A 26,355-nucleotide genomic window follows, 5' to 3' on the forward strand; every position below is an offset into this window, starting at 1 on the left:
AGCGGCTGGGGGATCGGGTCAGAGCAACGAGGCGAGCACGAAGCAGGCCGCGGCGCCGATCGCGCCCATGGTCCGGGTCTCGTGCGCCAGGTGCCAGCGGCGGCGCTTGCCGCGCCACGCGGCGTCGCTGTCGCGGTACGGGCTCCAGCGCTCGATCTGGCGCCAGATCGGGCGGTTGACGCCCTCGGAGGCGACCGCGACGGTCGCCATGCCGACGGTGCCGGCCGCGTACAGCACCTTGGCCACCTTGTTCTCCGAACGGACCGCCTTGGTCGCGCCGACGGCGGCGGTGGCGAGGCCGTTCCAGAAGGCGATCGGGTGGAACACGTGCATGTCGATGAGCTGGCAGGTGTTCACGTACCGGTCGTAGGGGAGCGAGTTCAGCATCGGCAGGATCGAGGTCTTCATGATCCACAAGGTGCCGAGCTGGACGCTGGACGACGTCACCAGCCAGGTGTCCGTGTTGTCCTTCATGTCCTTCATATCGATTCCTCGAATCGATCGGGGATCGCGGGACGTCCGCCGCGACGGTGCGGCGGACCGGGGCGGGGTCGCCCACTTCGAGAGAGCGGGACCCCGGGGACCGGGGCATCTCGGCCCCCGGGGCGCCCCGCCGCCTCATCCTTGCCGCCGGGCGGTCCCAGTGTCAGGAGGCATCCGTCTCCACCGGGCTGGGACGTCGCCCGGCCGCCCACGGACCGAATCCCGGCCGTCCCGGGCGGTTCGCCCAGTCCGTTCGTTGCACCAACCAGCCGACCGCCGGGCCGTGTTGACGCGCCCACCGACCGCACCCTACGGTGCGAGCGGGCACTCACTCACCGAGTGCCCGGGGCCCGTGACCACCCCCGCCGCGCCGACCGGCCGGCGGCCGTCCCAGGAGGTGCCGAGCCGATGACGATCGATGTGCACGGCCACATCACGTCGCCCGAACTCTTCCGCCGCTTCCCCATGCCGCCGAGCCTCGCCGACGTCGACGGCATGGTGGAGCTCAAGGCGGCGGCCGGGATCACCACGTCCCTGGTCGGCAGTCCCGTCGGCGCGGGCACCATGGTGCGCACGCCCGGCCTGGACAACTACCGCCAGCCGCTGGACACCCTCGAACGCTTCCACGACTGGCTCGGCGAGCAGGTCCGCGCCCGGCCCACCGCGCTGCGCGGCTACGTCTACACCAACCCGCTCGGATCCGACGCCGAACTCGCCGCCGCCGCCAAGCGGTTGGAGCAGGACGAATTCGTCGGGCTGATGGTCAACTCCTCCGTCGCCGGACGGTTCCTGGACACCCCGCAGGCCGACGCCTTCTTCGCGATGGCCGCCCAGTACCGCACCCCGGTGATGCTGCACCCGCCGGCCGAACCGGCCGGGGCCGGGGAACTGGACGACCTGCGGCTGGTCGAGCAGATCGCCCGGCCGTGCGACGTCACGCTCGGGACGGCGGCGGTGCTGTTCGCCGGCTGGCTGGAGAAGTACCCGGAGCTGCGGATCGTCGCCCCGGTCTGCGGCGGCGGGCTGCCGCTGCTGCTGGAGCGACTGGAGCTGGCCCGGCGGATGCCGGTCACCTTCGGGCGGCCGGGCGGTGCTCCCGGGGGCGGCCCCGGCGGGCCGCCCCCGGGGGTCGGCGGGCCCGGAGCGGGCGGCCCCGGCGGTCCCGGCGGACCTGGGACGGCCGGGCCCGCCGGGCCGGGCGGGCCGGGCGGGCCCGCCGTACCGCCGCTCGCCGAGGCGCTGCGCCGGGTGTACGTCGACACCGCGACCCCGAGCCTGCGGGCCGTGGCCGCCGCCGTCGACGCCTTCGGGGCCGGCAACGTCATGTTCGGCACCGACTCCCCGCCGATGAGCGCGCCGCTGGACGCCTCGCTGGCCCGGCTGGACGGCCTCGGCCTGGACGCCGCCACCGTCGCGCGGATCCGGCACGACAACGCCGCCGAGCTGTTCGGCCTGCCGGGCTCGTCCGCCGCGGCCTGAGCACTTCTGACTCTCCGTCAGAACAACCGCACACACCGACACGCGACAGGGAGGTGCTGCCATGACGGCAGCCGCACCGACCCAACCGCCCGGCCCGCCCCAGGGCTTCGGCGGACCACCCCCGGGCGTCGGCGGCCCGCCCCCGGGGATCGGCGGCCCGCCCGGGGCCGCGGCACCGCCCCGTCCCGCGCCCGAACGCGTCCCGACCGAACGGGAGTTCCTCGGCTGCCGGGTCCTGCTGGTCGGCGGCTACGGCAGCATCGGCGCGGCCGTGGCGGCGGACCTCGCCGCCCAGGGCGCCAAGGTCGCCGTCGCCGGCCGCTCGCTGAAGAAGGCCGAGGAGGCCGCCGAACGGCTGAACCCGCTGGCCGCCCGCGGCGGCACGGTCGCCCCGCACGCCGTGGACGTCGCCGACCGCGCCGACGTCGACCGGCTGGTGGACGCGGTGGCGGCCGACTGGGGCGGCATCGACGTCCTGGTGAACTGCGCCAGCGCGCTGGTCACCGTCGGCGCCGAGACCATCTCCGAGGAGGACTGGCGCACCATCGTCGACACCAACCTGCTGGGCGCCTTCTGGCTCTCCCAGTCGGTCGGCCGGGCGATGATCGCGGCCGGCGGCGGCCGGATCGTCCACCTCTCCTCGGTGCGCGGCAAGTTCGGCGCCCGGCGCGGCTTCAGCGCCTACGGCGCCAGCAAGGCCGGCCTGGACCTGCTGGTCAAGCAGCTGGCCGCCGAATGGGGCCGGCACGGGATCGCGGTGAACGCCGTCGCCCCCGGCTTCGTGCGGACCGACTTCGTCCAGGAGAACGCCGGCAACCCGGAGTTCATGCGGATGGTGCTCGGCCGGATCCCGCTCGGCCGCACCGCCGAACTGCACGAGGTGGCGGACGCCGTCACCTTCCTCGCCTCGCCGCGGGCCGGCTTCGTCACCGGCCAGGTGCTGTACGTGGACGGCGGCGTCACCGCCAGCCAGTGACCCCCGCGCCTTCCCACCCACCGACGGGCCGAGCCCGGCCCCGAACCGTCAGGAGACGATCCATGAGCACGTGGCACGCGCTGTACTACCCGCTGCTGCCGGGCAGCGAGGACATCGTCAAGGACCTCTTCCGCAAGAGCGGCCGCCCGGACTTCGACGTCAAGGCGCCCGACGGCACCGTGGTCGGCAAGCTCCTCGGCACCCAGGCCTTCGTGGGCCGGGAACTGGCCGTCCGGGTGATCGAGATCGAGGGCCCGCTGCCGCTGGTGGCCGCGCACATGAGCCAGCAGCCCGCCGTCCGCGAGTTCGAGCGGGAGCTGGAGAAGCACCTCGCCGTTCCCCGCGACATGACCAGCCGGGAGGGCGCACAGGCCTTCTTCCGGCTGGCCTCGATGGAGAACGTGCTCTCCCGCCGCCACGACCAGCCGATCGAGGGTGAGTGAGATGAAGGTCGGAATCGGACTGCCGACCTCGCTGGCCGGCGCGGCCGGCGCCGACGTGGTCGCCTGGGCCCGGCTCGCCGAGGAGGCCGGGTTCTCCACCCTCGGCACCATCGACCGCCTGGTGCACACCAGTTGGGAGCCGCTCACCACGCTGGCCGCCGCCGCCGCGGTGACCGGGCGGATCGGTCTGGCGACCAGCATCCTCATCTCGCCGCTGCGCGCCAACACCGCGCTGCTGGCCAAGCAGGCGGCCACCGTGGACCGGCTCTCCGGCGGGCGGCTGACCCTCGGACTGGCGGTCGGCTCGCGCCAGGACGACTTCGAGGTCGGGCAGGTCGAGAAGACCGGCCGCGGCGCCCGGACCGGCACCCAGGTGGCCGAGCTGCGCCGGCACTGGGCCGACGCGCAGTCCGGCCGGGAGCCGGCGGTCGGCCCGGCCCCGGTCCGGCCGGACGGGCCCGAGCTGATCCTGGGCGGGCACTCGCCGGCCGCGCTGCGGCGGGCGGCCCGGCTGGCCGACGGCTGGATCGGCGGCGGCACCGGACCGGTGATGTTCGCCCAGGGCGCCCAGGCGCTGCGCGAGCAGTGGGCCGCCGAGGGGCGGACCGGGGCGCCGCGGCTGGTGGCGCTGGCGTACTTCGCGCTCGGCGAGGACGCCGGCAAGCACACCGAGGGCTATCTGCGGTCCTACTACCGGGACGCCGGGCCGTTCGTCGACCACATCCTGCGCGGTGCGGCCGACAACCCCGGCAAGCTGCGCGGGATCGTCGGCAAGTACGCCGAGTCGGGCTGCGACGAGCTGCTGCTGATGCCGTGCGCCGGGGACCTCGGCCAGGTCACGGCGGCGGCCCAGGTCCTGGGGCTCCAGGGCTGAACCGAGGTACGAGGGGCAGGGGCGGACGGCATCCAGCCGTCCGCCCCTGCCCCGTTGCGCCGCCGGCCCCTCCCGGGGCGAAGGCCCGCCGCCCGGTACTGCTCACCGGGCGGCGGGCCGCTCTTCGCCCTCCCGCCGCCGGGGCGGGGAGGGTCACCGCCTCAGCGGGACTTGCCGCGGCCCTTCGCGGGCGCCGCGGGGCGGTCGACCGGGGCGAGCGTCCGCCAGAGCTGGCGGACGAAGGCCTCGGCCTCGCGCAGCGCCTCCGAACCGCCGGCCGGGCTGGCGAACACGCCCCCGTAGGCGGCCAGGTAGCAGGCGCCGAGCAGGAGCTGGGCCGCCGCCACCGGGTCGGCGTCCCGGCTGACCAGATCGGCCCGCTGGGCCCGCCGCAGGTAGTCGGCCAGCAGCTCGGCGGCCCGGTGCGGCCCCGCGTTGTTGGCCTGCATCCACTCCCGGTGGCGGTCGAGCAGCTTGGGTTCGGCGAAGACCGACAGCAGCATCGGCATCGACTCCCGGTAGAAGGCGAGCGCCTCCTCGGCCACCTGCTGCAGGGCCGCCCGGACCTCGCCCTCGCTGGTGACCTCCTCCGGCAGCGCCCGCAGCACCGGCAGCAGGCCGGGCAGCCGCTCGGCGAGGACGGCCAGGAAGACGTCCTCCTTGCTGCGGAAGTGCCGGTAGATGGTGCCCTCGGAGCAGCCCGCCACCTCGGCGATCTCCTTGGTGGTGCAGCGGGCCAGGCCGAGGTCCCGGATCACCCGCTCGGCGGCGTCGACGATCTGCTCGCGCATACTCATGAAGGCTCCGAGGGAACGGGGCGGCCGGTTGCGAACCGGTCCGCGGCTGCGGAGGGGTACCCGAAGGATAGCGTGCAGGTGAGTGCCCGCTCACAGGTTTCGACCAGCACGCCGGCCCCACCGCCCGCGAAGGGCGACGGGGCCGGCGAAGGAAGCGGCGGCACCGGTCAGCGCGGCGGCCCGGCGGGCCCGCCCGGCCCGGGCGGCGGCCCGACCAGCTGCACGCCGAGCGGCTCCAGCGCGCCGAGCAGCCGGGCGAAGTCCGGCGGGCCCTGCAGCGGCGGCGGGAGCTCCAGGCTGGTGGCCGGCTCGCCGGTCCGGAAGAACCACTCCTCGAACCCGGCCGGGGTGCCCAGCACCAGGAACCTGGTCCCCTCGGTCTCCACCCGGTACTGGTGGGCGATGCCGCGCGGCGCGAAGACCGTCGCACCCGGGCCGACCTTGTGCTCGTCGTCGCCGATCCGCAGCACCATCTCACCCTCCTGGACGATGAAGAACTCGTCCTCGCGGGTGTGCAGGTGGACCGGCGAGGCGTAGCCCGCCGGGGACAGCTGCTCGGCGAGCCAGAACTGCCCGTTGGTCTCGGCGCCGGTCGCCTTGAACTTGAGCAGCGCGCCCACGTGCCAGATGGCGCGGCCCTCGTCGGGCTGCTTCACGAACGGTTGGGACGTCACTCGGTTCCTCCTCGGTCGGCGGGCCCGGACCCGGGCCCGGCAGCACAGCGGTACGGAAGCTGATGGATCGTCGGTGCGGCAGTGCGGCAGTACGGCGCTCAGGCCGCGCTCCGCACCAGTCCGGTGGCCCGCACGGCGGCCGCCACCTGGTCCGGCCCCGGGGCGAAGGCGTCCTCCAGCTCGGGGCTGAACGGCACCGGCGCGTGCGGCCCGGTGACCATCCTGACCGGCCCGCGCAGCGCCGAGAAGCGGTCCTGCGCGACCTGCGCGGCGATGTCGGTGGCCAGGCTGCACCGGGGGTGGGCCTCGTCGACCACGACCAGCCGCCCGGTGCGCTCCACGCTGCCGTAGATGGTCGAGGTGTCCAGCGGGGACAGCGTCCGCGGGTCGATCACCTCGATCTGCACGCCCTCGGCGGCGAGCTGCTCGGCGGCCGCGAGCGCGACCGAGACCATCCGGCCGATCGCGACCACCGTGCAGTCCGTCCCGGGCCGGACCACCTTGGCCGAGCCGAACGGGATCGCGTACGGCTCCTCGGGGACGCCGCCGGGCACGAAGTAGAGCATCTTGTGCTCCAGGAACAGCACCGGGTCGTCGTCCACCAGTGCCTGCGCCATCAGCCCCTTGGCGTCGTACGGGCTGGACGGCGCGACCACCTTGAGGCCGGGCAGGTGCACGAAGAGCGGGTGCAGCGCCTGCGAGTGCTGGGCGCCGCGGCGCAGGCCGGTGCCCCACATCGCGCGCAGCACCAGCGGGACCGAGATCCGCCCGCCGGCCATGTAGCGCAACTTGGCCGCCTGGTTGGCGATCTGGTCGAAGCAGACGGTGGCGAAGTCGACGAAGAGCAGGTCGACCACCGGGCGCAGGCCGGTCGCGGCGGCACCGACCGCGGCGCCGACGAAGGCGGCCTCGGTGATCGGCATGTCGAGCACGCGGTCCGGGAATTCGAGGTGCAGGCCCTTGGTCGGGCCCCAGGCGTTGGTGCTGTCCTCGCCCATGAGGACCACCGAGCGGTCGAAGCGCATCTGCTGGGTCAGCGCCTCGCCGATCGCCTGCTGGTACGTGATGGTGCGCACGTGGATCCCTCCTCCGGGGCGGTCAGCGGGTGTAGACGTGGTCGAGCAGGCTGCGCGGGTCGGCCGTGAAGGGCTCGGCGGCGGCCGCGACCGCGGCCTCGACGAGCGCGGTGGCGTCCCGGTCGATCCGGTCGAGCTCGAAGGCGGCGGGTCCGGCCACGGTGCCGTCGGCGATCCGGGAGCGGAGCAGCAGCAGCGGGTCGGACTCGGTGCGCAGCCGCTCCGGGTCGGCGCCCGGGCGGTAGGACTGGTCGTCCCACAGCTCCATGTGGCCGTGGAAGCGCTCGGCCCGGAACTCCAGCACGGTCGGGCCCTCGCCGGCCCGGGCGCGGCGCACGGCCTCGGTGGTGGCGGTGTGCACGGCGAGCACGTCGTAGCCGTCGACCACCTCGCCGGGGATGCCGAAGCCGGCCGCGCGCTGGGCCATGTCGGTACCGGAGAAGTGCCGGTCGGCGGGGGTGGCCTGGGCGTAGCCGTTGTTCTCGACGGCGAAGATCACCGGCAGGTCGAGCATCCGGGCGAGCACCAGGCTCTCCAGCACGGCCCCCTGGTTGGCGCCGCCGTCGCCGGTGAAGGCCACCGCGACCTGCCCGGTGCCCTGCTGGCGTGCCGTCAGTGCCGCGCCGCAGGCGAGCGGGACGCCGCCGCCGGCCAGGCCGTTGGCGCCGAGCATGCCGCGGTCGAAGTCCGCGATGTGCATCGAGCCGCCCTTGCCGCCACAGATCCCGTCCGGCCGGCCGTGCAGCTCCTTCAGCATCGCCTCGACGTCGCAGCCCTTGGCGATGGCGTGGCCGTGGCCGCGGTGGGTGCTGGCGAGGTAGTCGTCGGGGGCGAGGGCCGCGCACACGCCGGCGGCGACGGCCTCCTGCCCGCTGTAGAGGTGGACCGCGCCCGGGAGGCTCTTCGCCAGGCCGTGCAGGCGGTCCTCGAAGGCCCGGATCACGCTCATCGTCCGGTAGATCTCGGCGATCTGATCGAGCGTCAGATCGGTGGTGCGGGATGTGCCCATGGGGTCGCCTCCTCGGCTCTCCGGGGGACGCCGGCGGGGCGCCGCGCGCCTCGTTCGCCGGTCGTGCTGTGGCCCGACTCCATGAGGGTAAGTGCTCACTCACATGGGTGCAACCAAGTGTCCGAATCCGTCACCGCCCCCTCCCCCGCCCGACTCGCCCACCCTTGCGCCCCGTGCAACGGCGCGCCTAAGGTCTTGTCTCGGGTGGATTGGGATCACGGCATTGAAACGTACGACGGACCGATAGCGAGGGGTCCGCCGTGCCGATTTTCGGACATGCCCGAGGAATTCCATTTCCCCGCGCCAGGAAACGCCCGTGCACAGTGGGTCAGACGCGAGCGACGGGGGGATCTCAGGAACCATGCTGGACCAGATACTCAAACCCTCCGGCAGGGACGACCGAAGACCGACCAACCTGGCCATGGGTGGCGCGGCAGCGCTCACCACACGCGGCGAACGGAACACCTCCGACCGGATCGGCCGGCTGGTGAGCACCCTGCTCGGACTGGTCACCGGCCTCGGCGCGGCCGGCCTGCCGCCTTCCCAGCCACGCCGCCCGGCTGCCGCCACGGCCGCGCCCGCGGCCGCCGATGCGGAGTCCGGCTGTCCGGACGCCGCCGCCCGACTCGACGAACGACGCCGCCTCCGGCGGGAGTTGCACGACTCACTGGCTCCCCGGCTGGCCGCGCTGCACATGCGGATGGAACTGGCCGGCCTCAACCTGAACGGCGACGCCGAGCTGGCACCGGCCCTGCTGGCCCAGGCCCGGGAGGACGTCAGCACCGCCATCGCCGACGTCCGCCAGGTGATCCGGGACCTCGACCGCTCCGAGCCCCGGACCCTCGAGTCCGCCGGAACGCTGCGCCAGTTCCTGGACCGGCAGGTCCACGCCTTCGAGGAGGCCGGGGCCGGCCGGCTGCGGTTCGTCACGGAGCTGCCGACCGTCCTGGACGATTTCCCGGCCGACGTCCAGACCGAATTGAAGAAAATCTCCGGCGAGGCCGTCGCCAATGTCGCCCGGCACGCGCGGGCGTCGGTCTGCCGGATCTCCGCATCGGTCGGCAGAAGCGGCCTCGACCTGTCGATCGAGGACGACGGGATCGGCATTTCCGCGGACGCCGACCGCGGAATCGGTCTTCCGTCGATGTGCGTCCGCACCAAAGAACTCGGCGGTGTTTTCTCGGTGTCGGCCCGGACCCCGCACGGCACCGCGGTCCGGATCCGGCTGCCGCACTCGGCACTGGTCGACGGCGCCACCCTGCTCGACTGACCCGCTCCCGGCCCTCCCTCCCCGTCCCGGGGCCGTCGCGGAGTCCGTGCCCGACCGACCCGCGCCCGCCCCCGGTCTCCCGCGTGTTCCACGCGTTCCCTCATCCTCCCCTAGGAGCCCCCATGGACCCGGTCGCGCCCCGAAACCTCCGCATCCTGGTCGTCGACGATCACGAGCTGTTTCGGGCGGGTTTACGCCAACTCCTGGACCGGATCGACTCCCTGACGGTGGTCGGCGAAGCATCCAGCGGGGCGGACGTGCTCTCCGCCGTCGAGCGGCTCGCGCCCGACGTCGTGCTGATGGACATCGGCATGCCCGGCACCGACGGCATCGAGGCGACCCGGACCCTGCTCGCCCGCCACCCGCGGGTCGCGGTGGTGATGCTGACCGCCGACGACAACGACGACTCCATCGTCGCGGCCGTCCGGGCCGGCGCCCGCGGCTACCTGGTCAAGGGCGCCGGACTGGACGACGTCCGCCGGGCGATCACCGCGGTCAGCCAGGGCGGGGCGCTGTTCGGCCCGGAGGCCGCCGCCCACCTGCTGGCGCAGGTCCGCCGGCCGGCCCCCGAGCGCGAGCCGTTCCCCGACCTCACCCCCCGGGAGATGGCGGTGCTCACCATGCTCGCGGACGGCCGCAACAACGCCTACATCGCCAATGAGTTCGGCCTCTCGATGAAGACGGTGCGCAACTACCTCTCCCGGATCTTCAGCAAGCTCCAGGTCGCGGACCGCGCCGAGGCGGCCGTCCGGGCCCGGCGCGCCGGCCTCGGCAACTGAGCCGGCCGGCCCGCGGCGCCGGTCAGCGCTCCAGCAGGAGCGCCCACAGCTCCTCCTCGCGCCTGGTCAGCGGCGCGGGAGACGGCCCGGTCCGTTCCGGATGCCACTCGGGCACCCCCGGCGGCGGCAGCACGTCCTCCGGCTTCCGCGCCCCCGGCAGGGCGGAGGGCGAGGTGAGCGCCCCCATCGCCAGTCCGAGCCAGATCAGCCCGTCCGCCAGGTAGCGGCCGGTCCGCCGCGCCCACCGGCGCAGCAGGAGACGGCGGTGGGCACGGTGCAGGGCGGTTCGCATCGAAGGGCCTCCGGCGGGACGGCAGCGGGGGGAAGCGGTGCTACGGCCATCCTGCGGACCGGCCGTCCCACCGTCATGGGTCGGGAATCCCCAACACGCTGGGAACCTTTCCTGCCCCGTCCCCGGTCACGGGGCCCTGCCCCGGGGACGGAAGCCCGGCGACCCGGCGCGCGCCCCCTGGCCGGTGGCGCGCGCCGGGTCGCGGCCGGCTAGGCGGTGGCCGGGACCAGCACGATCTTCCCGGTGACGGCCGCGCTCTCCATCGCGCGGTGCGCGTCCGCCGCCTCGTCCAGCGGCATGGTGCGGCCCACCCGCGGGCTGACCAGCCCCTTCTGCAGCAGCTCCAGCACGGTCGCGAGGTCCTGCTGGTACGCGGCCGGGTGGGACTTCTCCAGGCTCCAGGCGTTGTAGAACAGGGTCCGCTTCCCGTCCGGGATCAGCTTCGGCAGCACGATGCCGCCCAGGAACCCCTGGGCGCCGGTCAGCAGGTCCCGCCGGTCGGTCCCGCGCAGCGCGGCGTTCTGGCCGAAGCCGACCATCACGCCGCCGCGCCGCACCGCCTGGTACGAGCGCATGAAGTGCCGGCCGCCGATCGGGTCGAAGACCGCGTCCACCGCGCCGCCCGGCAGTCCGCGCACCACCCGCAGGAAGTCCTCAGCACGGTCGATCGGACGCCCGCCGAGCGCGCGCACCTGCTCGGCCCGGGCGGCGGAGCAGGTGCCGTACACGGTGACCCCGGCGAGCCCGGCCAGTTCCAGGAAGGCGGTGCCGACGCCGCCGGACGCGCTGTGCACCAGCACCGTCCCGCCGGGCCGGACCTCGGCCACCCGGTGCAGCATCTGCTGGGCGATGAAGTAGTTGAGGGCGAGCGCCGAGGCCTCGACCGGGTCGACCCCGTCGGGCAGCGGGACCAGGCGGTTGGCGGCGACGAGCGCGTACTCCGCGTAGCCACCGCTGCGCACCAGCGCGACCACCCGCTGTCCCGGTTCGGGGGCCCGGGTGCCCGGTCCGACCTGGTCCACCACCCCCACCAGGTCGTATCCGGGAGTGAAGGGGCGCTTGGGCCCGCCGGGGATGACACCGGCACGGAGCAGAATGTCACCGTAGGAGACGCCGGCGGCGAGCACCCGGACCCTGACCTGACCGACGGTCGGGGCCGGGAGCTCGTCACTGGACAGCCTCAGGACCTCGGCTCCGCCGATCCTCGGCACACTCACATGGCGATACCTCATCGTGGCCTCCGCGTGGAGAGATGTCGTTGGTGGGAGTGGCGCCGGTCCTCCGCGGGGGCGGGTCCGGGAGACGGTCCGTGCCGGACCGTTCCCTGCCCCCGCATTTTTATATAGACTGAGTGTACAATGAATGTCATAGCACCCGCCTCAGGAGACGTCAACAGCCCATGAGCCCACGCCAGTACCGAGCCGGCCAACGCCAGGTAGCCGCCGAACAGACCCGCACCCGCATTCTGGAGGCGGCCTGCGAGCTGCTCACCGGGGAGAAGGGCCCGGCCTCGTTCAGCATGGACGCCGTCGCCAAGACCGCCGGAGTGGCGCGGATGACCGTCTACTACCAGTTCGACTCGAAGACCGGCCTCCTGGAGGCGCTCTTCGACGACCTGGCCCAGCGCGGCGGAATGGCCAGGATGCCCGCGGCATTCATGGCGCCCAGCGGCCGGGAGGCGCTCACCGCCATCCTCGACGTGCTCACCGGCTTCTACGCCTCCGGCCGGGTCGCGCTGCGGCGACTGCGCGGCCTGGGCATCCTCGACCCGGAGCTCGACACCGCGCTGCAGAGCCGCGGCGAGCGGCGGCGCGGCGGCCTCCAGGTGGTGCTCGGCCGGCTGCTCGCCGACCGCGACGCCGAGGTCGGCGAGGCGGAGCTGGACGAGCTGGTGGAACTGCTCTTCATGCTGACCAGCTTCGAGAGCTTCGATCTGCTGGCCGGCCCGGAGGGCGACAGCGCCGCGGTGGCCCGCCGGATCGAGGAGCTGATTCTCGCCGTTCTCGACCGCCGCCTCGCGGCGGCCTGACGGCAGGGCGCCTCCCCACGCGCACCGGGGCCCCTCGCCACCTCCCGCGTGCCCGCGCCCGCACTCACACCCGCACCCGGACGCACCACCCGCCGTACGACGGCCGGCGGCGCGGCGGCCTTCCTCCCCAGGACACCGCCGCGCCGCCTTCCCTTTTCCTCACGAGCCCAGCGGCCCGCTCGGTCGCGACCGGTCCGCCGCGCCTCCCGGCGCCGCGACCCGTCGCCCTCCCCCGGCCCGGGCGGCCCCACCCCCGGAGCACCACCAACGGGGGGTCCGGGCCGTCACCGCACCGGAGCAGTCATCCCGGCCGGCCCGGACCGGTTCGCACCGGTCCGGGCCGGCCCGGACCGTCTCAGACCGTCTCCGCCTCCGCCTCATAGGCGGCGGTGCGGCGCGGCAGGCGCTGCTTCGGCAGGATCACGCTGGCCGCGATCAGCCAGATCAGACCGCCGAAGCGGGCGATCGGCAGGAAGAAGCCCAGGCTGGTCGAGAGCAGCGCCAGGGTGCCGAGCACGCCGATCCCGGCGAGCACCAGGCCGGCCCAGGCGAAGCCCTTCGGCCCGAAGCCGAGCAGCAGCATCGGCACCGCCACACCGGCCAGCATCACGGCGAACGGGACGACGTGCCCGGGGCCGCCGGAGGCGAAGGTCAGGTCCGCCAGCGAACGGGCCAGCGGCGCGTCGCCGAGGTCACCGGCCCGGGAGGCGGCCCAGACGGTGAGACCGCACAGCGCCATCGACGCCGCGGCGAGCACCCCGGAGACCAGCGCGATGCCGGGGCCGGGCGCGACCACGCCGAGCCGGCGCAGCCGCTGGTAGACGATGGCGGCCCAGACCGCCAGCGGGAGCGAGGCGCCGAACTGCAGCGTCCCGGAGACCTTCGCGGCGGTCGCGTGGTCCTTGTAGTAGGCGAGCGTGTCGGCTGCCGAATCGGTGGGCAGCGGGGTCTGCCGGGCCAGCACGATGGACACCACCATCAATGCCGCGAACGCCACGGCGGGCAGCAGCAAGGGCGGTCCTGACTGCGAACGCCGGGCGGAGGCGGCCGGCACCGCTGATGTCGTGGTCATGGGGGCGCTCCAGTCGAGAACGGGTCGTTGGGGCCCGGCGCGGCGCCGAACGGATCGGCACCGGCGCCGGTAGTTCCAAAACCAGAATAGTTCACCCCGGGACATCATTGTCCACTGCTATCGTGTTTTCATGACCGAACCTCCCGACCCCGCCCCGATCGCGCACACGGGCCCACAGGGAGCCCAGGTCGCCTTTCTCCTCTCCCAGTTGGGCGAACACGCCGCCCAGGCCTTCGCCCGACGGGTCGCCGAGCTGGACCTCACCCCGGCCCAGGCCGGTCTGCTCCGGTCGGTCGCGCTGTCCCCCGGCCAGCACCAGCAGGAGCTCGCCCGGCGGCTCGGCATGTCCCCCAGCCGGTTCGTGGCCTTCGTCGACGCCATCGAGGCGCGCGGACTGGTCGAGCGCCGGCGCAACCCCAAGGACCGCCGGTTCCAGGACCTCTACCTCGCGCCCAAGGGCGAGGAGGCGATGCGCGGGCTGGCCGAGGCGGCGCTCGCCCACGAGGAGGCCATCTGCTCGGGCCTGGAGCCGCAGGAACGTATCGCCCTGGCGGAGCTGCTGCGCCGCATCGCCGAGGCCCAGCACCTCACCGCCGGGGTGCACCCCGGCTACCGGCGGCTCAACCCGAAGCGCGACGGGGTCTGAACGCGCCCGGCGGCGGACCGGGAACACGCCGACGGCACACGGACGGCACACCGGCGGCATGCCGAAGCCCCCGGCCGGATGGCCGGGGGCTTCGTCGCGGGGAACCGGGCCTCAGCCCTTGACGCACACCACCTGCTTCAGGTGCGCCACGACCTCGACCAGGTCCCGCTGCTGCTCGATCACCTTCTCGATCGGCTTGTACGCGCCGGGGATCTCGTCCACCACCCCCGCGTCCTTGCGGCACTCCACGCCCTTGGTCTGCTCGGCCAGGTCCTGCGTGGTGAACCGCTTCTTCGCGGCGTTGCGGCTCATCTTCCGCCCGGCACCGTGCGAGGCCGAGTTGAACGACGCCTCGTTGCCCAGCCCGCGGACGATGTACGAGCCGGTGCCCATCGAGCCCGGGATGATCCCGTAGTCGCCGTCCCCGGCCCGGATCGCACCCTTACGGGTGACCAGCAGGTCGACGCCGTCGTAGCGCTCCTCCGACACGTAGTTGTGGTGGCAGCTGATCACCTCGTCGAAGGCGACCTTCGCCCGCGGGAACTCCCGCCGGACCACGTCCTGGAACAGCGCCATCATCAGCGCCCGGTTGCGCTTGGCGTACTCCTGCGCCCAGAAGAGGTCCTGCCGGTACGCGGCCATCTGCGGGGTGTCCGCCACGAACACCGCGAGGTCACGGTCGATCAGCCCCTGGTTGTGCGGCAGCGACTGGGCCACGCCCATGTGGTGCTCCGCCAGCTCCTTGCCGATGTTGCGCGAGCCGGAGTGCAGCATCAGCCAGACCGCGCCGGTGTCGTCGACGCACACCTCGATGAAGTGGTTGCCGCCGCCGAGCGTCGCCATCTGCTGGGCCGCCCGCTCCCGGCGCCACTTCACCTCGGGCGCGACCGCGTCGAAGCGCTGCCAGAAGTCGTCCCAGCCGCCGGTCGGGACCCCGTGCAGCCGGCCCGGGTCGACCGGCTCGCCGTGCAGGCCGCGGCCGACCGGGATGGCCTGCTCGATCCGCGAGCGCAGCCGCGACAGGTCGTCCGGCAGGTCCTGCGCGGTGAGCGAGGTCTTCACCGCGCTCATCCCGCAGCCGATGTCCACGCCGACCGCCGCCGGGCAGACGGCGCCGCGCATCGCGATCACCGAACCCACCGTCGCGCCCTTGCCCAGGTGGACGTCGGGCATCACGGCGAGCCCGTGCAGCCAGGGCAGCGAGCTGATGTTGCGCAGCTGCTGCATCGCCTGGCCCTCGACGGTGGCCGGATCGGTCCACATCCGGATCGGGACCCGGACGCCGGGTACCTCGGTGTACGACATGGTTCAACGACCTCCAAGGTCGGACGGTTCAAGCCTAGGCGGGGAGCCGCCACGGGGGGATGCCGCGCGAAGAGAGACCCGGCGCGACGCGGGGATGTCAGGGGTTGGCGGCGCTCAGGCGGCCAAGGGGCATCGGGAGGACAGTCTCGGGGAGCGCCGCTGGAATGGCTCGACCCGCATGGTGACCGCCTCCTCTCCGTGTGTGCACCGGTTGCCGGGGGATATCTACCCACGCACCGCGCGTCCCGTGCAAGGGAATTAACGCCACGACGGCGGACGACGGCAAAGGGCCCGGCGGAGCGTCGGAACGCTCCACCGGGCCCCTGGCCGCCCGTGCTGGGTCAGGCGCCGATCACGGTGACCTCACCGATGCCCAGCTCCCGCACCCGGTCCGCGAACGCCGAGGCGTCGCCGACCAGGACGGTGACCAGCCGGTCCGGCGGGAAGGCCTTGACCACGGCCTCGGTGGCGGCGGCGGTCGGCAGCTCGGCCAGCTGCCGGTAGACCTCCGCCTGGAAGTCGTCGGCCAGGTGCTGCTCCACCTGGTCGGCCAGGGTGCCGGCCACCGAGCCCGCCGTCTCGTACTTCAGCGGTGCCACGCCGACCAGGAACTGCACCGCCTCGGCGCGCTCCGCGTCGGTGAGCCCCTCGGCGGCCAGCGCGCGCAGGATGGTCCAGGTGTCGGCCAGCGCCGGGGCGGTGGAGGCGGTGTCCACCGAGCCGCTGATCGCCAGCAGGGAGCGCCCGCTGCCGTCGGCGGCCGAGCGCAGCGGCTGGGCGAAGGCCCGCACGCCGTAGGTGTAGCCCTTCTCCTCGCGCAGCACCCGGTCCAGCCGGGAGGTGAGGGTGCCGCCCAGGCAGTAGGTGCCGAGGATCTGCGCGGCCCAGGCCGGGTCGTGCCGGTCCGGACCGATCCGGCCGATCAGCAGCTGGGTCTGCACCGACCCGGGCCGGTCCACGATGATCACCCGGCCGGTGTCGTCGGCGGTCACCGGCGCGTGCGCGCTCGGCTCGGCCGGGGAGCCCTTCCAGGCGCCCAGGGTGGACTCCAGCAGGGCCGGCAGGTCGGTGCCGGTGAGGTCGCCGACGACGACCACGGTGGTGGTGGCGGGCCGCACGTGCGCCTCGTAGAACGCCCGGACGGCGGCCCGGTCGATCGTCTTGACCGTCTCGGCGGTGCCGGCCCGCGGCCGGGACAGCCGGTCGGCGCCGTCGAACAGCTCGGCGTACAGCGCCTTGGCGGCCCGCCGGGCCGGGTTGGCCTGCTCGTGCACGATCTCGTCCAGCCGGTTGGCGACCAGCCGCTCGATCTCGTCCTCCGGCAGCGCCGGGCTGCCCAGCGCGGCGGCCAGCAGGTCCAGGCCGCGGGCCAGCCGGGAGGCCGGGACCTCCAGCGAGACCCGGATGCACGGGTGGTCCGCGTGCGCGTCCAGGGTCGCGCCGGCCCGCTCCAGCTCGGCCGCGAACTCCTCGGCGGTCAGCGTGTCGGTGCCCTCGCTGAACGCCCGCGCCAGGATCGAGGCGACGCCGTCCAGGCCCTCCGGCTCGGCCGCGAGCGGCGCGTCGAGCAGCACGTCGACGGCCACCAGCTGCTGGCCGGGGCGGTGGCAGTGCAGCACGGTGATGCCGTTGCCGAGCGCGGCGCGCTCCGGTGCCGGGAACGCCCACGGGCTGGGGGTGCCGGGCTGGGGCTGCGGGTGGAAGGTCATGGCGGGGACGTACTCGGTGCTCATACGGCGGCGCCCTCCTCGTCGGTCTCGGCGGTGGCAGCGGTGTCGTCGGCGGTGTCCTCGGCCGGGGCCGGCTCGTACACCAGCACCGCCCGGTTCTGCGGGTGCAGCCGTGCGGCGGCGATCTCCCGCACCTCCTCGGCGGTGACGTCGAGGACCTTGGGCAGGGCGTCGTTCAGCAGCTTCGGGTCGCCGAACAGCACGGCGAAGCGGCAGAGTTCGTCGGCGCGGCCGGCCACCGTGGTGAGCCGGTCCAGCCACTCGCGCTCGATCTGCGCCTGGGCGCGCTCCAGCTCGGCCGGGGTCGGCCCCTCGGCCGCGAAGCGGGCCAGCTCCTCGTCGACGGCCGTCTCGATCTGCTCGACGGTGGCGTCGCCCGAGGTCTTGACGTCCAGCCAGCCCAGGCTCGGCGCACCGGACAGCCGCAGCAGGCCGAAGCCGGCCGCGACGGCGGTGCGGTCCCGGCGGACCAGCCGGTTGTACAGCCGGCTCGACTCGCCGCTGCCGAGGATGGTCAGCGCCAGGTCGGCGGCGTCCGCCTCGCGGGTGCCGTCGTGCGGCAGCCGGTAGGCCGCCATCAGCGCGCGGGACGGCACGTCCTCGCGGATCAGCTCGCGCAGCTCGCGGCCGACGGTCTCCGGCAGGCTGCCGTCGCGCGGCGGCTGCTTGCCGTCGTGCGCCGGGATGCTGCCGAAGTACTTCTCCACCCAGGCGACGGCCTGCTCGGGGTCGATGTCGCCGACCACCGAGAGCACCGCGTTGTTCGGCGCGTAGTAGGTGCGGAAGAACGCCCGGGCGTCCTCCAGGGTGGCCGCGTCCAGGTCGGCCATCGAGCCGATCGGGGTGTGGTGGTAGGGGTGGCCGTCCGGGAAGGACAGCGCGGTCAGCTTCTCGAACGCGGTGCCGTAGGGCACGTTGTCGTACCGCTGGCGGCGCTCGTTCTTCACCACGTCGCGCTGGTTCTCCATCGACGTCTCGTCGAGGGCCGCCAGCAGCGAGCCCATCCGGTCCGCCTCCAGCCAGAGCGCGAGCTCCAACTGGTGGGCCGGCATGGTCTCGAAGTAGTTGGTGCGCTCGAAGCTGGTGGTGCCGTTGAGCGAACCGCCGGCGCCCTGGACCAGCTCGAAGTGCCCGTTGTTGGAGACGTTGGCGGATCCCTGGAACATCAGGTGCTCGAACAGGTGGGCCAGCCCGGTGCGGCCCTTCACCTCGTGCCGGGAGCCCACGTCGTACCAGAGGCAGACCGCGGCCACCGGGGTCAGGTGGTCCTCGGAGAGGACGACGCGCAGGCCATTGGCCAGGCGGTGCTCGGTGATGGCGATGCCTCGCTGGGAGGCGGGGGCCGGGTTGGCCATGCGCTCGGGTCCTTCCCGTCGTCGAAGTCGGGGTTCGTGTGGCGTCCCCCATTGTGGTGCAACGCGCGGACCGCGCGGATGTGTCCGCGCGGACGGGGCGTTCGCCAGGGGCGGAAGAGGGGCGCTGGCCGGGACTGTCGGCGGGAGGGTCCACAATGGGGGCGCCGAGCCCTGTTGACAGAACCGCCGACAGCCCCGGCGACAACCGCGCCGACGAGACGTGGACGAGACGCAAGCGAGACGTAAGGGAGCCCCGCCGCGATGGCCCGCCGCAGTTCGCAGACCCCGCCCCCCGGAGACTTCGAGGAGCGCATCCTCGACGTCGACGTCGTGGACGAGATGCAGGGCTCGTTCCTCGAGTACGCCTACTCCGTCATCTACTCCCGGGCCCTCCCGGACGCCCGGGACGGCCTCAAGCCGGTGCACCGCCGCATCCTGTACCAGGCCAACGAGATGGGCCTGCGCCCGGAGCGCGGCCACGTCAAGTGCGCCCGCCTGGTCGGCGAGGTGATGGGCCGGCTGCACCCGCACGGCGACGCCTCCATCTACGACTCGGTCGTCCGGATGGCCCAGCCGTTCTCGATGCGGCTGCCGTTGATCGACGGCCACGGCAACTTCGGCTCGCTCGGCAACGACGACCCGCCGGCCGCGATGCGCTACACCGAGTCCCGGCTCACCGCCGCCTCGATGGCCATGGTCGAGTCGATCCACGAGGAGACCGTCGACTTCGGCCCCAACTACGACGGCAGCGAGCAGGAGCCGCTCGCGCTGCCGGCCGCCTTCCCCAACCTGCTGGTCAACGGCGCCACCGGGATCGCCGTCGGCATGGCCACCAACATGCCGCCGCACAACCTCTCCGAGGTCGTCGCCGCCGCCCGCCACCTGATCAAGCACCCGAACGCCGACCTCGACACCCTCATGCGGTTCGTCCCCGGCCCGGACCTGCCCACCGGCGGACGGATCGTCGGCCTCTCCGGCGTCCGGGACGCCTACGAGTCCGGCCGCGGCACCTTCAAGATCCGCGCCACCACGACCATCGAGGCGGTCACCGCCCGCCGCAAGGGCATCGTGGTCACCGAGCTGCCGTACAACGTCGGCCCGGAGAAGGTCATCTCCAAGATCAAGGACCTCGTCAACGCGAAGAAGCTCCAGGGCATCGCGGACGTCAAGGACCTCACCGACCGCGAGCACGGCCTGCGCCTGGTCATCGAGGTCAAGAACGGCTTCGTGCCCGAGGCCCTGCTGGAGCAGCTCTACAAGCTGACGCCGATGGAGGAGACCTTCGGCATCAACAACGTGGCGCTGGTCGACGGCCAGCCGCTCACCCTCGGCCTCAAGGAGCTGCTGGAGGTCTACGTCGACCACCGCTTCGAGGTGGTCCGCCGGCGCAGCGACTTCCGCCGCCGCAAGCGACAGGAGCGGCTGCACCTGGTCGAGGGCCTGCTGGTCGCGCTGGTCGACATCGACGAGGTCATCGCGATCATCCGGTCCAGCGACAACGCCGCCCAGGCCAAGGAGCGCCTGATGGAGCGCTTCTCGCTGTCCGAGACGCAGACCGCGTACATCCTCGACACCCCGCTGCGCCGGCTCACCCGCTTCGACCGGGTCGAGCTGGAGCAGGAGCAGGCCAAGCTGATCTCCGAGATCGCCGACCTGACCGAGATCCTGGAGTCCGACAGCAAGCTGCGCAGCGTCGTCTCCGGCGAACTCGGCGCGGTCGCCAAGCAGTTCGGCACCGAGCGGCGCACCGTCCTGCTGGAGGCCGGCGCCGCGCCGGCCGCCTCGCTGACCGTCCCGCTGGAGGTCGCCGACGACCCGTGCCGGGTGCTGCTCTCCTCCACCGGCCTGCTCGCCCGCACCGCCGACGGCGAGCCGTTCGAGCTCTCCGAGAAGCGCGCCAAGCACGACGTGATCGTCTCCGCGGTACCGACCACCGCCCGTGCCGACGTCGGCGTGGTCACGTCGGCCGGCCGGGTCCTGCGACTGCCGGTCATCGACCTGCCGGCGCTGCCGCCCACCCCCTCGCCGACGCTGGCCGGCGGCGCCGCCGTCACCGAGTTCCTCCGGCTGGAGGCCGACGAGCGGGTCCTCGCGCTGACCACCCTGGACGAGTCCTCCCCCGGCCTGGCGCTGGGCACCGTCCAGGGCGTCGTCAAGCGGGTGGTCCCCGAATGGCCCGCCAACAAGGACGAGTTCGAGGTGATCGCGCTCAAGGACGGCGACGAGGTGGTCGGCGCGGTCGAACTGCGCACCGGCGAGGAGGACCTCGTCTTCATCAGCTCCGACGCCCAGCTGCTGCGCTACCCCGCCGGACAGGTCCGCCCGCAGGGCCGCCCGGCCGGCGGCATGGCCGGCATCAAGCTCGCCGACGGCGCCCGGGTGCTCTCCTTCACCGCCGTCGACCCGGCCGCCGACGCGGTGGTGGTCTCGGTCGCCGGCACCTCCGGCACGCTCGCCGGCGAGGACCAGTCCTCCTGGAAGGTCACCCCCTTCGAGCAGTACCCGCGCAAGGGCCGCGCCACCGGCGGCGTCCGCTGCCAGCGATTCCTGCGCGGCGAGGACGCCCTCGCCTTCGCCTGGGCCGGCCCGGCCCCGGCCCGGGCCGCCACCGCCAAGGGCGCCCCGGTCGACCTCCCCGACCGCGACCCCCGCCGCGACGGCTCCGGCACCCCCGTCACCGCCCCGATCGGCACCGTCGCCGGCCCCGCCTGACCCACCCCCACTCCCCCGCAGGGGCGCCGGACCTCCGCGTTCCGGCGCCCCTGCGGCATTCCCGGCGCCGCCCCACCGGCCCGCCGTCCTCCCCTCCCCGGCGACCGCGCCCCGATCGGCGGGCAAGGGTAGCCTTACCGGGGTGAGCACCTGTGCGACGCTGTCGCGTGAACTGTCGGAGCCGCTGGCCGCCACCGCCGCGACCGCGACGACCTGGCTGTTGGTCGAGCAGAACGGCCCGTGGGGCGCGAAGGCGCTCGGCGAGAGCCATCTGGACCCGGAGGTGGGGCGCGCGCTCGATGCCGCGGCCGCCGGCACCGGGGTGCGGGTGGCGCTGATCCGCCGGCCCGGGCGGCACGCGGACTGCCTGCCGACGGCCCGGCACGAGGTGCTCGTGGCGCACACCGTCCCGGCGGCCGGCCGCGGCTGGGTGCGCCGCCACGCGGTGACGGACCCGGCGGAGCTGCTGGCCCTCGACTTCGCGGCGCTGGGCGCCGGCGACCACGGCGGCCTCGGCGCACCGCACGTCGGCGGCCCGATCGCCCTGGTGTGCACCAACGGCCGCCGGGACCGCTGCTGCGCCCTGCTCGGCCGCCCGCTCGCCGCCGACCTGGCCGCCGCCGGGCACAGCGAGGTGTGGGAGGTGACCCACCTGGGCGGCCACCGCTTCTCCCCCACCATGCTGGTGCTGCCGTACGGCTACGCGTACGGCCGGCTCACCGCCGAGTCCGCCAAGGAGGTGCTGGCGGCGACGGCGTCCGGCCACATGGTGCCGGAGTGGTCGCGCGGCTGCTCCGGCTGGGAGCGCCCGGGCCAGGCGGCCGACCACGCCGTGCGGCTGGCCACCGGCGAGACCGGGGCCGAGGCTCTCACCGTGGCGCAGCGGCCGGACGGTGCGGGCCGCTGGCGGGTCGGGGTCCGGCACGAGGACGGCCGGTCCTGGGAGGCCGAGGTGGTCGAGGGCGTCAGCGAGCCGGCCCGCCCGGAGAGTTGCGGCAAGGCCCCGGCCACCCCGTCCCGGATGGAGGTCGTCTCCCTCCGGGAGCTCTGACGGACCCTCGGTGACGAACGGACGACCCCCGGCGGATTCCCGCCGGGGGTCGTCCGTTCCTCGGTCGCTCAGACCGCCCCGGCCCCGGTCAGCGAGCGGACCTCCAGCTCGGCGTACCGGTCCGGGTCGGCCGGCTCGGGCGAGGTGAGGGTGCCGATCCAGCCGGCCAGGAAGCCGAGCGGAATGGAGACGATGCCCGGGTTCTCCAGCGGGAACCAGTGGAAGTCCATCCCGGGGAAGAGCGCCACCTTGGTGCCGGAGACCACCGGAGAGAAGGCCACCAGCACCACCGCCGGAACCAGCCCGCCGTACACCGCCCAGACCGCGCCGCGGGCGGTGAACCGCCGCCAGAACAGGCTGTAGAGCAGCACCGGCAGGTTGGCCGAGGCGGCGACGGCGAAGGCCAGGCCGACCAGGAAGGCGACGTTCAGCTGCTGGGCGAAGAGGCTCAGCACGATCGCCACCGCACCGATCCCGACCGCCGCGATCCGCGCGACCAGGACCTCCTTGTGCTCGGCGACCGCCGACGCGCCGTCCGCCCCGCGGCGTGACCGCCGGGAGGCCGGGACCGCGGCGCTCCGCCCGCGCCCGCCGCGCGAGCCCCGTGAACCGCGCGGCCGTCCCCGCCAGGCACCCGCCCAGATGTCGTGGGCGAACGCCGCCGACGAGGCCAGCGTGAGCCCGGCGACCACCGCCAGGATGGTGGCGAAGGCGATCGCCGAGATCAGCGCGAACAGCACCACCCCGCCCGTGGAGCCGTTGCCGCCGCCGAGCACCAGGGCGAGCAGCGGGACGGCGGTGTTGCCCGCCGAGTTGGCCTGCCGGACCTCGGCCGAGCCGATCAACGCGGTGGCGCCGAGGCCCAGGGCGATGGCCATCAGGTAGAAGCCGCCGACCAGTCCGATCGCCCACATCGTGGAGCGGCGGGCGGCCCGCGCGGTGGGCACGGTGTAGAAACGGGACAGGATGTGCGGCAGACCGGCCGTGCCCAGCACGAGGGCCAGGCCCAGACTGAAGAAGTCCAGCCGGCTGGTGAAGCTCTTGCCGTACTTGAGCCCGGGCTCCAGGTAGCGCTGCCCGGCGCCGCTGTGCTGTGCCGCCTGCCGCATCAGCTCGGCGACGTCCCCGTGGAAGCGGACCACCAGCAGCACGGTCAGCACCACCGAGCCGGCGACCAGCATGAACGCCTTGACGATCTGGATCCAGGTGGTGGCCCGCATGCCGCCGATCGTGACGTAGACGATCATCAGACCGCCCACCGCCACGATGGTCCAGGTGCGGGCCTGGGCGCTGTTGGTACCGAGCAGCAGGGCGACCAGGCTGCCCGCGCCGACCATCTGGGCGACCAGGTAGAACAGCGTGACGACCACGCTGGCGCCGCCGGCCGCCGCCCGGACCTTGCGACGGCGCAACCGCAGCGCCAGCACGTCGGCCAGGGTGTAGCGGCCGGCGTTGCGGACCAGTTCGGCGACCAGCATCAGCACCACCAGCCAGGCGACCAGGAAGCCGATGCTGTAGAGCACGCCGTCGTACCCGTACAGCGCGATCAGCCCGGCGACGCCGAGGAAGGAGGCGGCGGAGAGGTAGTCGCCGGAGAGCGCGAAGCCGTTCTGCAGCGGCGTGAAGTCGCGGCCGCCGGCGTAGAAGTCCTCGGCGGCGCTGCCGCGGCGGCCGGCCCAGAAGGTGATGCCCAGGGTGACCAGGACGACGACGGCGAAGAGCACCACGGCCAGGGCGTGGTGGTCCCCGGCGGGGGCGACGGGGGGCGGGGTGGAGGTCCTCATCGCAGCTGGTCCTGGGTGTCCCAGCGCAGCGACAGGGCGGCCCGGTCGCGCTTGGTGCGGGCATTGCGGGCGTAGAGCCAGGCCAGCACGAAGGTGGTGGCGAACTGCAGGAGACCGAGCAGCCAGGCGACGTTGACCGGGCCGGCGACCGGCGTGCGCATCAGCGCGGGCGCCGCCGCCTGGGCGGCCACGTAGAGCAGGTACCAGGCGAGGAAGACGCCGCTGACCGGGAACACGAACGTCCGGTAGCTGTGGCGGATCCGCTGGAAGGCCGCGCTGCGCTGGACGGCCCGGTACACCTCGATGCTGCTGGGCCCCGGCACGGGCTCCGACGCGGGCACCGGCTCCGGTGCGAGCAGCGGCTGCGGCGCGAACACGGGCTCCGGCACGAGCACCGACTCCGGCACGGCTGCCGGCTCCGGCGGGATCACCGGAGTCGGCGCCCACCAGTCCAGTTGCCCTCCCGGCTCGGGGTTTCTCGTCTGCTGTTGTGGCACGGCTGCTCCTGGACCGGGGGGTTGTGACGCGAACCATGATGGGGGCGCCACAACTCCCCAAACTCCCAACGCAGATACGTTCACTCGATGAGGTGATCGATGATCCGACAGACGCTCATCCGACTACTACGGAGACCCGGTGATTCCGTGTCGGAAGGCGTACGCGACCGCTTGCGCCCGGTCCCGCACGCCGGTCTTGGCGAACAGGTTGTTGATGTGGGTCTTCACGGTGGCCGGGCTGACGTACAGCCGCCGGGCGATCTCGGTGTTGGAGAGCCCCTGGGCGATCAGCCCCAGCACCTCCGCCTCCCGCGCGGTCAGCCCGGCCGGCAGCCCCTCCGCCGCCGGTGCCGGACCCGGTGCCGGACCCGGTGCCGGACCCGCTCCGGCACCCGGATCCCCCTCCGGCGCGGCCGGGGCGTCGCCCGCCAGCCGCTCCAGCAGCCTCAGCTGCACCTGCGGCGAGAGCCCGGCCGCCCCCGAACGGACGTCCGCGATCGCCCGGGCGATCTCCTCGGCGCCCGCGTCCTTGGTGAGGTAGCCGCGCGCCCCGGCCCGCAGCGCCGGGAACAGCGAGTCGTCGTCCGCGTAGGTGGTGAGCACCACGACCTCGGTGCCCGGGTACCCGGCGCGGATCCGCCGGGTCGCCTCGACCCCGTCGCAGCGGGGCATCCGCAGGTCCATCAGGACCACGTCCGGCCGGTGCCGGGCCACCAGCGCGACGGCCTCCTCGCCGTCCGCCGCCGAGCCGACCACCTCGATCCCGGGCAGCAGCCCGAGCAGCATCACGATCCCCTCGCGGACCACCGTCTGGTCGTCCGCGACCAGCACCCTGACGTCCCTCGGCCCCGTCACGCCGGCACCCGCAGCAGCACGCGCCATCCCCCCTCGTGCGGGCCCGCCAGCAGGGTGCCGCCGAGCAGTTCCGCGCGTTCGCGCATTCCCAGCAGACCGTACCCGCCGCCGCTGGCCGCCAGTTCGCCCGGCACCCCGGCCCGTCCGGCCCGCTGGTCGCGCTGGTCGCGCACCTCCAGCTCCACCTCGTCCGTCAGATAGCGGAGCTCGACCGTGCAGCGCGCGCCGGGGGCGTGTTTGCGCACATTGGTCAGCGCCTCCTGCGCCGTGCGCCGGACCGCGAGCCCCACCTCGGCGGCCAGTGGACGCGGTGTCCCGCTCACCCCGAACGCCGCGCGTTCCACCCCGGTCAGCTCCACCAGGAACTCACCGACCGGGGTGAACTCGCCGCGCAGCGCGGACAGCGCCTGCCGGGTCTCGGCCAGCCCGTCCTGCGCCATCCGCCGCGCCGCCACCACCCGCTCCCGGACCCGTTCCCGGTCGGTGCCGGAGTCCAGCATCAGCCGGGCCGCCTCCAGGTGGACCAGCTGGGCGGAGAGGCTGTGCGCCAGCACGTCGTGGATCTCCCGGGCGATCCTGGCCCGTTCGGCGAGCGCGGCGCTCTCCGCCTCGGCGGCCCGGGCGGCCCGTTCCCGGTCGAGCAGCCGGCGCGCGGTGCCGCGCGCCTCGGTGTCCAGCCGCAGCAGGTGGCCGAGCAGCACCAGTCCGCCGGCGGTGGCCGTGATGCTCAGCCAGCTCGCCCAGCTCACCGCGGCGTACGAGCCGAGCGAGGCCCCGGCCACGATCAGCGCCGGCCCGACCGGCAGCCGGATCAGCGCGGTCACCGCCAGTCCGTACCAGAGCACGTCGGAGAGCAGGTAGGCCTTCCCCCAGTTGGCCAGCCAGGCGGCTGCGAACACCCCGGCGGCCAGCAGGTACGAGCGCGTCGCCCACTGCTCCCGGCTGGCGTGCAGGTAGCCGGCGGCGAGGCCGACCGCCGCGACCAGCCCGACCGCCCCGGCCACCATCGCCCAGCCGCTGTACCTGCCGCCGGCGAACGTCCCCCAGCAGACGCTGACCAGGACGACGAGCCGGCCGAGCGCGGTGAGGATCCGCCGCGGCCGGCTCTCGGCGTCGTGCCGCAGCCCCTCATGGGCCGGCCAGCGGGTCCAGTACCCCTTGGCCAAA

25 protein-coding genes are annotated in these 26,355 nt (G+C 74.0%); 10 read left to right on the top strand and 15 right to left on the bottom strand.

Annotated elements, in window-relative coordinates; all coding sequences use genetic code 11:
* Nucleotides 1–18: 18 nt before the first annotated feature.
* Nucleotides 19–483, bottom strand: coding sequence for a hypothetical protein (locus ABZW10_RS15965; RefSeq protein WP_355364982.1), 465 nt, complete (start codon nucleotides 481–483; stop codon nucleotides 19–21).
* A 408-nt stretch (nucleotides 484–891) separates the two neighbouring features.
* Here ABZW10_RS15965 and ABZW10_RS15970 point away from each other — a divergent pair, with 408 nt between their 5' ends.
* From ABZW10_RS15970 to ABZW10_RS15985, 4 genes are all read left to right on the top strand, one after another.
* Entirely contained in the window at nucleotides 892–1,962 is a 1,071-nt protein-coding gene (locus tag ABZW10_RS15970) for an amidohydrolase family protein (RefSeq protein WP_355364985.1), read from the top strand.
* A 61-nt stretch (nucleotides 1,963–2,023) separates the two neighbouring features.
* Entirely contained in the window at nucleotides 2,024–2,938 is a 915-nt protein-coding gene (locus ABZW10_RS15975) for an SDR family oxidoreductase (RefSeq protein ID WP_355364988.1), read from the top strand.
* 62 nt (nucleotides 2,939–3,000) lie between these two features.
* Nucleotides 3,001–3,381: a SchA/CurD-like domain-containing protein gene (locus ABZW10_RS15980; RefSeq protein WP_355364991.1), complete on the top strand. Its 381-nt coding sequence runs from the start codon at nucleotides 3,001–3,003 to the stop codon at nucleotides 3,379–3,381.
* A 1-nt stretch (nucleotide 3,382) separates the two neighbouring features.
* Nucleotides 3,383–4,255, top strand: a complete 873-nt coding sequence (locus tag ABZW10_RS15985; protein WP_355364994.1) for an LLM class flavin-dependent oxidoreductase — start codon at nucleotides 3,383–3,385, stop codon at nucleotides 4,253–4,255.
* Between the two features lie 161 nt (nucleotides 4,256–4,416).
* Here ABZW10_RS15985 and ABZW10_RS15990 read toward each other — a convergent pair whose 3' ends face one another.
* From ABZW10_RS15990 to ABZW10_RS16005, 4 genes are all read right to left on the bottom strand, one after another.
* Nucleotides 4,417–5,052: a TetR/AcrR family transcriptional regulator gene (locus ABZW10_RS15990; protein ID WP_355364997.1), complete on the bottom strand. Its 636-nt coding sequence runs from the start codon at nucleotides 5,050–5,052 to the stop codon at nucleotides 4,417–4,419.
* 167 nt (nucleotides 5,053–5,219) lie between these two features.
* Nucleotides 5,220–5,726, bottom strand: coding sequence for a quercetin 2,3-dioxygenase (locus ABZW10_RS15995; protein ID WP_355365000.1), 507 nt, complete (start codon nucleotides 5,724–5,726; stop codon nucleotides 5,220–5,222).
* 98 nt (nucleotides 5,727–5,824) lie between these two features.
* Nucleotides 5,825–6,802, bottom strand: a complete 978-nt coding sequence (locus ABZW10_RS16000) for a transketolase C-terminal domain-containing protein (protein ID WP_355365003.1) — start codon at nucleotides 6,800–6,802, stop codon at nucleotides 5,825–5,827.
* A gap of 22 nt (nucleotides 6,803–6,824) precedes the next feature.
* Nucleotides 6,825–7,811 carry a thiamine pyrophosphate-dependent dehydrogenase E1 component subunit alpha gene (locus ABZW10_RS16005; protein WP_355365006.1) on the bottom strand — a complete coding sequence of 329 codons (987 nt, stop codon included), beginning with the start codon at nucleotides 7,809–7,811 and terminating at the stop codon, nucleotides 6,825–6,827.
* A 361-nt stretch (nucleotides 7,812–8,172) separates the two neighbouring features.
* Between ABZW10_RS16005 and ABZW10_RS16010 the strand changes: the two genes are divergently transcribed.
* Nucleotides 8,173–9,081, top strand: a complete 909-nt coding sequence (locus tag ABZW10_RS16010) for a histidine kinase (RefSeq protein ID WP_355365009.1) — start codon at nucleotides 8,173–8,175, stop codon at nucleotides 9,079–9,081.
* Nucleotides 9,082–9,203: 122 nt separating this feature from the next.
* The gene (locus tag ABZW10_RS16015) at nucleotides 9,204–9,860 is read left to right on the top strand and encodes a response regulator transcription factor (protein ID WP_355365012.1); all 657 of its coding nucleotides are present in this window, start codon (nucleotides 9,204–9,206) and stop codon (nucleotides 9,858–9,860) included.
* Between the two features lie 22 nt (nucleotides 9,861–9,882).
* Here ABZW10_RS16015 and ABZW10_RS16020 read toward each other — a convergent pair whose 3' ends face one another.
* Nucleotides 9,883–10,152, bottom strand: a complete 270-nt coding sequence (locus ABZW10_RS16020; protein WP_355365015.1) for a hypothetical protein — start codon at nucleotides 10,150–10,152, stop codon at nucleotides 9,883–9,885.
* A 209-nt stretch (nucleotides 10,153–10,361) separates the two neighbouring features.
* On the bottom strand, nucleotides 10,362–11,384 hold the full coding sequence (locus ABZW10_RS16025) for a medium chain dehydrogenase/reductase family protein (protein WP_355365018.1): 1,023 nt from the start codon (nucleotides 11,382–11,384) through the stop codon (nucleotides 10,362–10,364).
* 167 nt (nucleotides 11,385–11,551) lie between these two features.
* On the opposite strand from ABZW10_RS16025, the gene ABZW10_RS16030 reads away from it, so the two are divergent.
* Nucleotides 11,552–12,181, top strand: a complete 630-nt coding sequence (locus tag ABZW10_RS16030; protein ID WP_355365021.1) for a helix-turn-helix domain-containing protein — start codon at nucleotides 11,552–11,554, stop codon at nucleotides 12,179–12,181.
* Between the two features lie 355 nt (nucleotides 12,182–12,536).
* Here ABZW10_RS16030 and ABZW10_RS16035 read toward each other — a convergent pair whose 3' ends face one another.
* Entirely contained in the window at nucleotides 12,537–13,253 is a 717-nt protein-coding gene (locus ABZW10_RS16035) for a DUF4386 domain-containing protein (RefSeq protein WP_355365024.1), read from the bottom strand.
* Between the two features lie 130 nt (nucleotides 13,254–13,383).
* On the opposite strand from ABZW10_RS16035, the gene ABZW10_RS16040 reads away from it, so the two are divergent.
* Nucleotides 13,384–13,899, top strand: a complete 516-nt coding sequence (locus tag ABZW10_RS16040; RefSeq protein WP_355365027.1) for a MarR family winged helix-turn-helix transcriptional regulator — start codon at nucleotides 13,384–13,386, stop codon at nucleotides 13,897–13,899.
* Between the two features lie 111 nt (nucleotides 13,900–14,010).
* Here ABZW10_RS16040 and ABZW10_RS16045 read toward each other — a convergent pair whose 3' ends face one another.
* From ABZW10_RS16045 to ABZW10_RS16055, 3 genes are all read right to left on the bottom strand, one after another.
* Complete coding sequence (locus ABZW10_RS16045) at nucleotides 14,011–15,204, bottom strand: RtcB family protein (protein WP_355365030.1); 1,194 nt, start codon at nucleotides 15,202–15,204, stop codon at nucleotides 14,011–14,013.
* A 341-nt stretch (nucleotides 15,205–15,545) separates the two neighbouring features.
* On the bottom strand, nucleotides 15,546–16,913 hold the full coding sequence (locus ABZW10_RS16050) for a pitrilysin family protein (RefSeq protein WP_355365254.1): 1,368 nt from the start codon (nucleotides 16,911–16,913) through the stop codon (nucleotides 15,546–15,548).
* 20 nt (nucleotides 16,914–16,933) lie between these two features.
* Complete coding sequence (locus ABZW10_RS16055) at nucleotides 16,934–18,289, bottom strand: pitrilysin family protein (protein WP_355365033.1); 1,356 nt, start codon at nucleotides 18,287–18,289, stop codon at nucleotides 16,934–16,936.
* Nucleotides 18,290–18,550: 261 nt separating this feature from the next.
* Here ABZW10_RS16055 and ABZW10_RS16060 point away from each other — a divergent pair, with 261 nt between their 5' ends.
* Together ABZW10_RS16060 and ABZW10_RS16065 are read left to right on the top strand one after the other, a co-directional pair.
* Nucleotides 18,551–21,001, top strand: a complete 2,451-nt coding sequence (locus ABZW10_RS16060) for a DNA topoisomerase IV subunit A (RefSeq protein ID WP_355365036.1) — start codon at nucleotides 18,551–18,553, stop codon at nucleotides 20,999–21,001.
* Between the two features lie 142 nt (nucleotides 21,002–21,143).
* Nucleotides 21,144–22,052 carry a sucrase ferredoxin gene (locus ABZW10_RS16065; protein WP_355365040.1) on the top strand — a complete coding sequence of 303 codons (909 nt, stop codon included), beginning with the start codon at nucleotides 21,144–21,146 and terminating at the stop codon, nucleotides 22,050–22,052.
* 68 nt (nucleotides 22,053–22,120) lie between these two features.
* On the opposite strand, the gene ABZW10_RS16070 is transcribed toward ABZW10_RS16065, so the two are convergent.
* The 4 genes from ABZW10_RS16070 to ABZW10_RS16085 form a co-directional block, all read right to left on the bottom strand.
* Complete coding sequence (locus ABZW10_RS16070; protein WP_355365043.1) at nucleotides 22,121–23,836, bottom strand: cation acetate symporter; 1,716 nt, start codon at nucleotides 23,834–23,836, stop codon at nucleotides 22,121–22,123.
* Nucleotides 23,833–24,333: a DUF485 domain-containing protein gene (locus ABZW10_RS16075; RefSeq protein WP_355365046.1), complete on the bottom strand. Its 501-nt coding sequence runs from the start codon at nucleotides 24,331–24,333 to the stop codon at nucleotides 23,833–23,835. The genes ABZW10_RS16070 and ABZW10_RS16075 overlap by 4 nt, the downstream gene beginning before the upstream one ends.
* A 126-nt stretch (nucleotides 24,334–24,459) precedes the next feature.
* The gene (locus tag ABZW10_RS16080) at nucleotides 24,460–25,188 is read right to left on the bottom strand and encodes a response regulator transcription factor (protein ID WP_355365049.1); all 729 of its coding nucleotides are present in this window, start codon (nucleotides 25,186–25,188) and stop codon (nucleotides 24,460–24,462) included.
* Entirely contained in the window at nucleotides 25,185–26,354 is a 1,170-nt protein-coding gene (locus ABZW10_RS16085) for a histidine kinase (protein WP_355365052.1), read from the bottom strand. Before ABZW10_RS16085 ends, ABZW10_RS16080 begins: the two co-directional genes overlap by 4 nt.
* Nucleotide 26,355 lies beyond the last annotated feature (1 nt).

This window comes from Kitasatospora sp. NPDC004723 (genome assembly GCF_040609255.1).
Lineage (GTDB): Bacteria > Actinomycetota > Actinomycetes > Streptomycetales > Streptomycetaceae > Kitasatospora.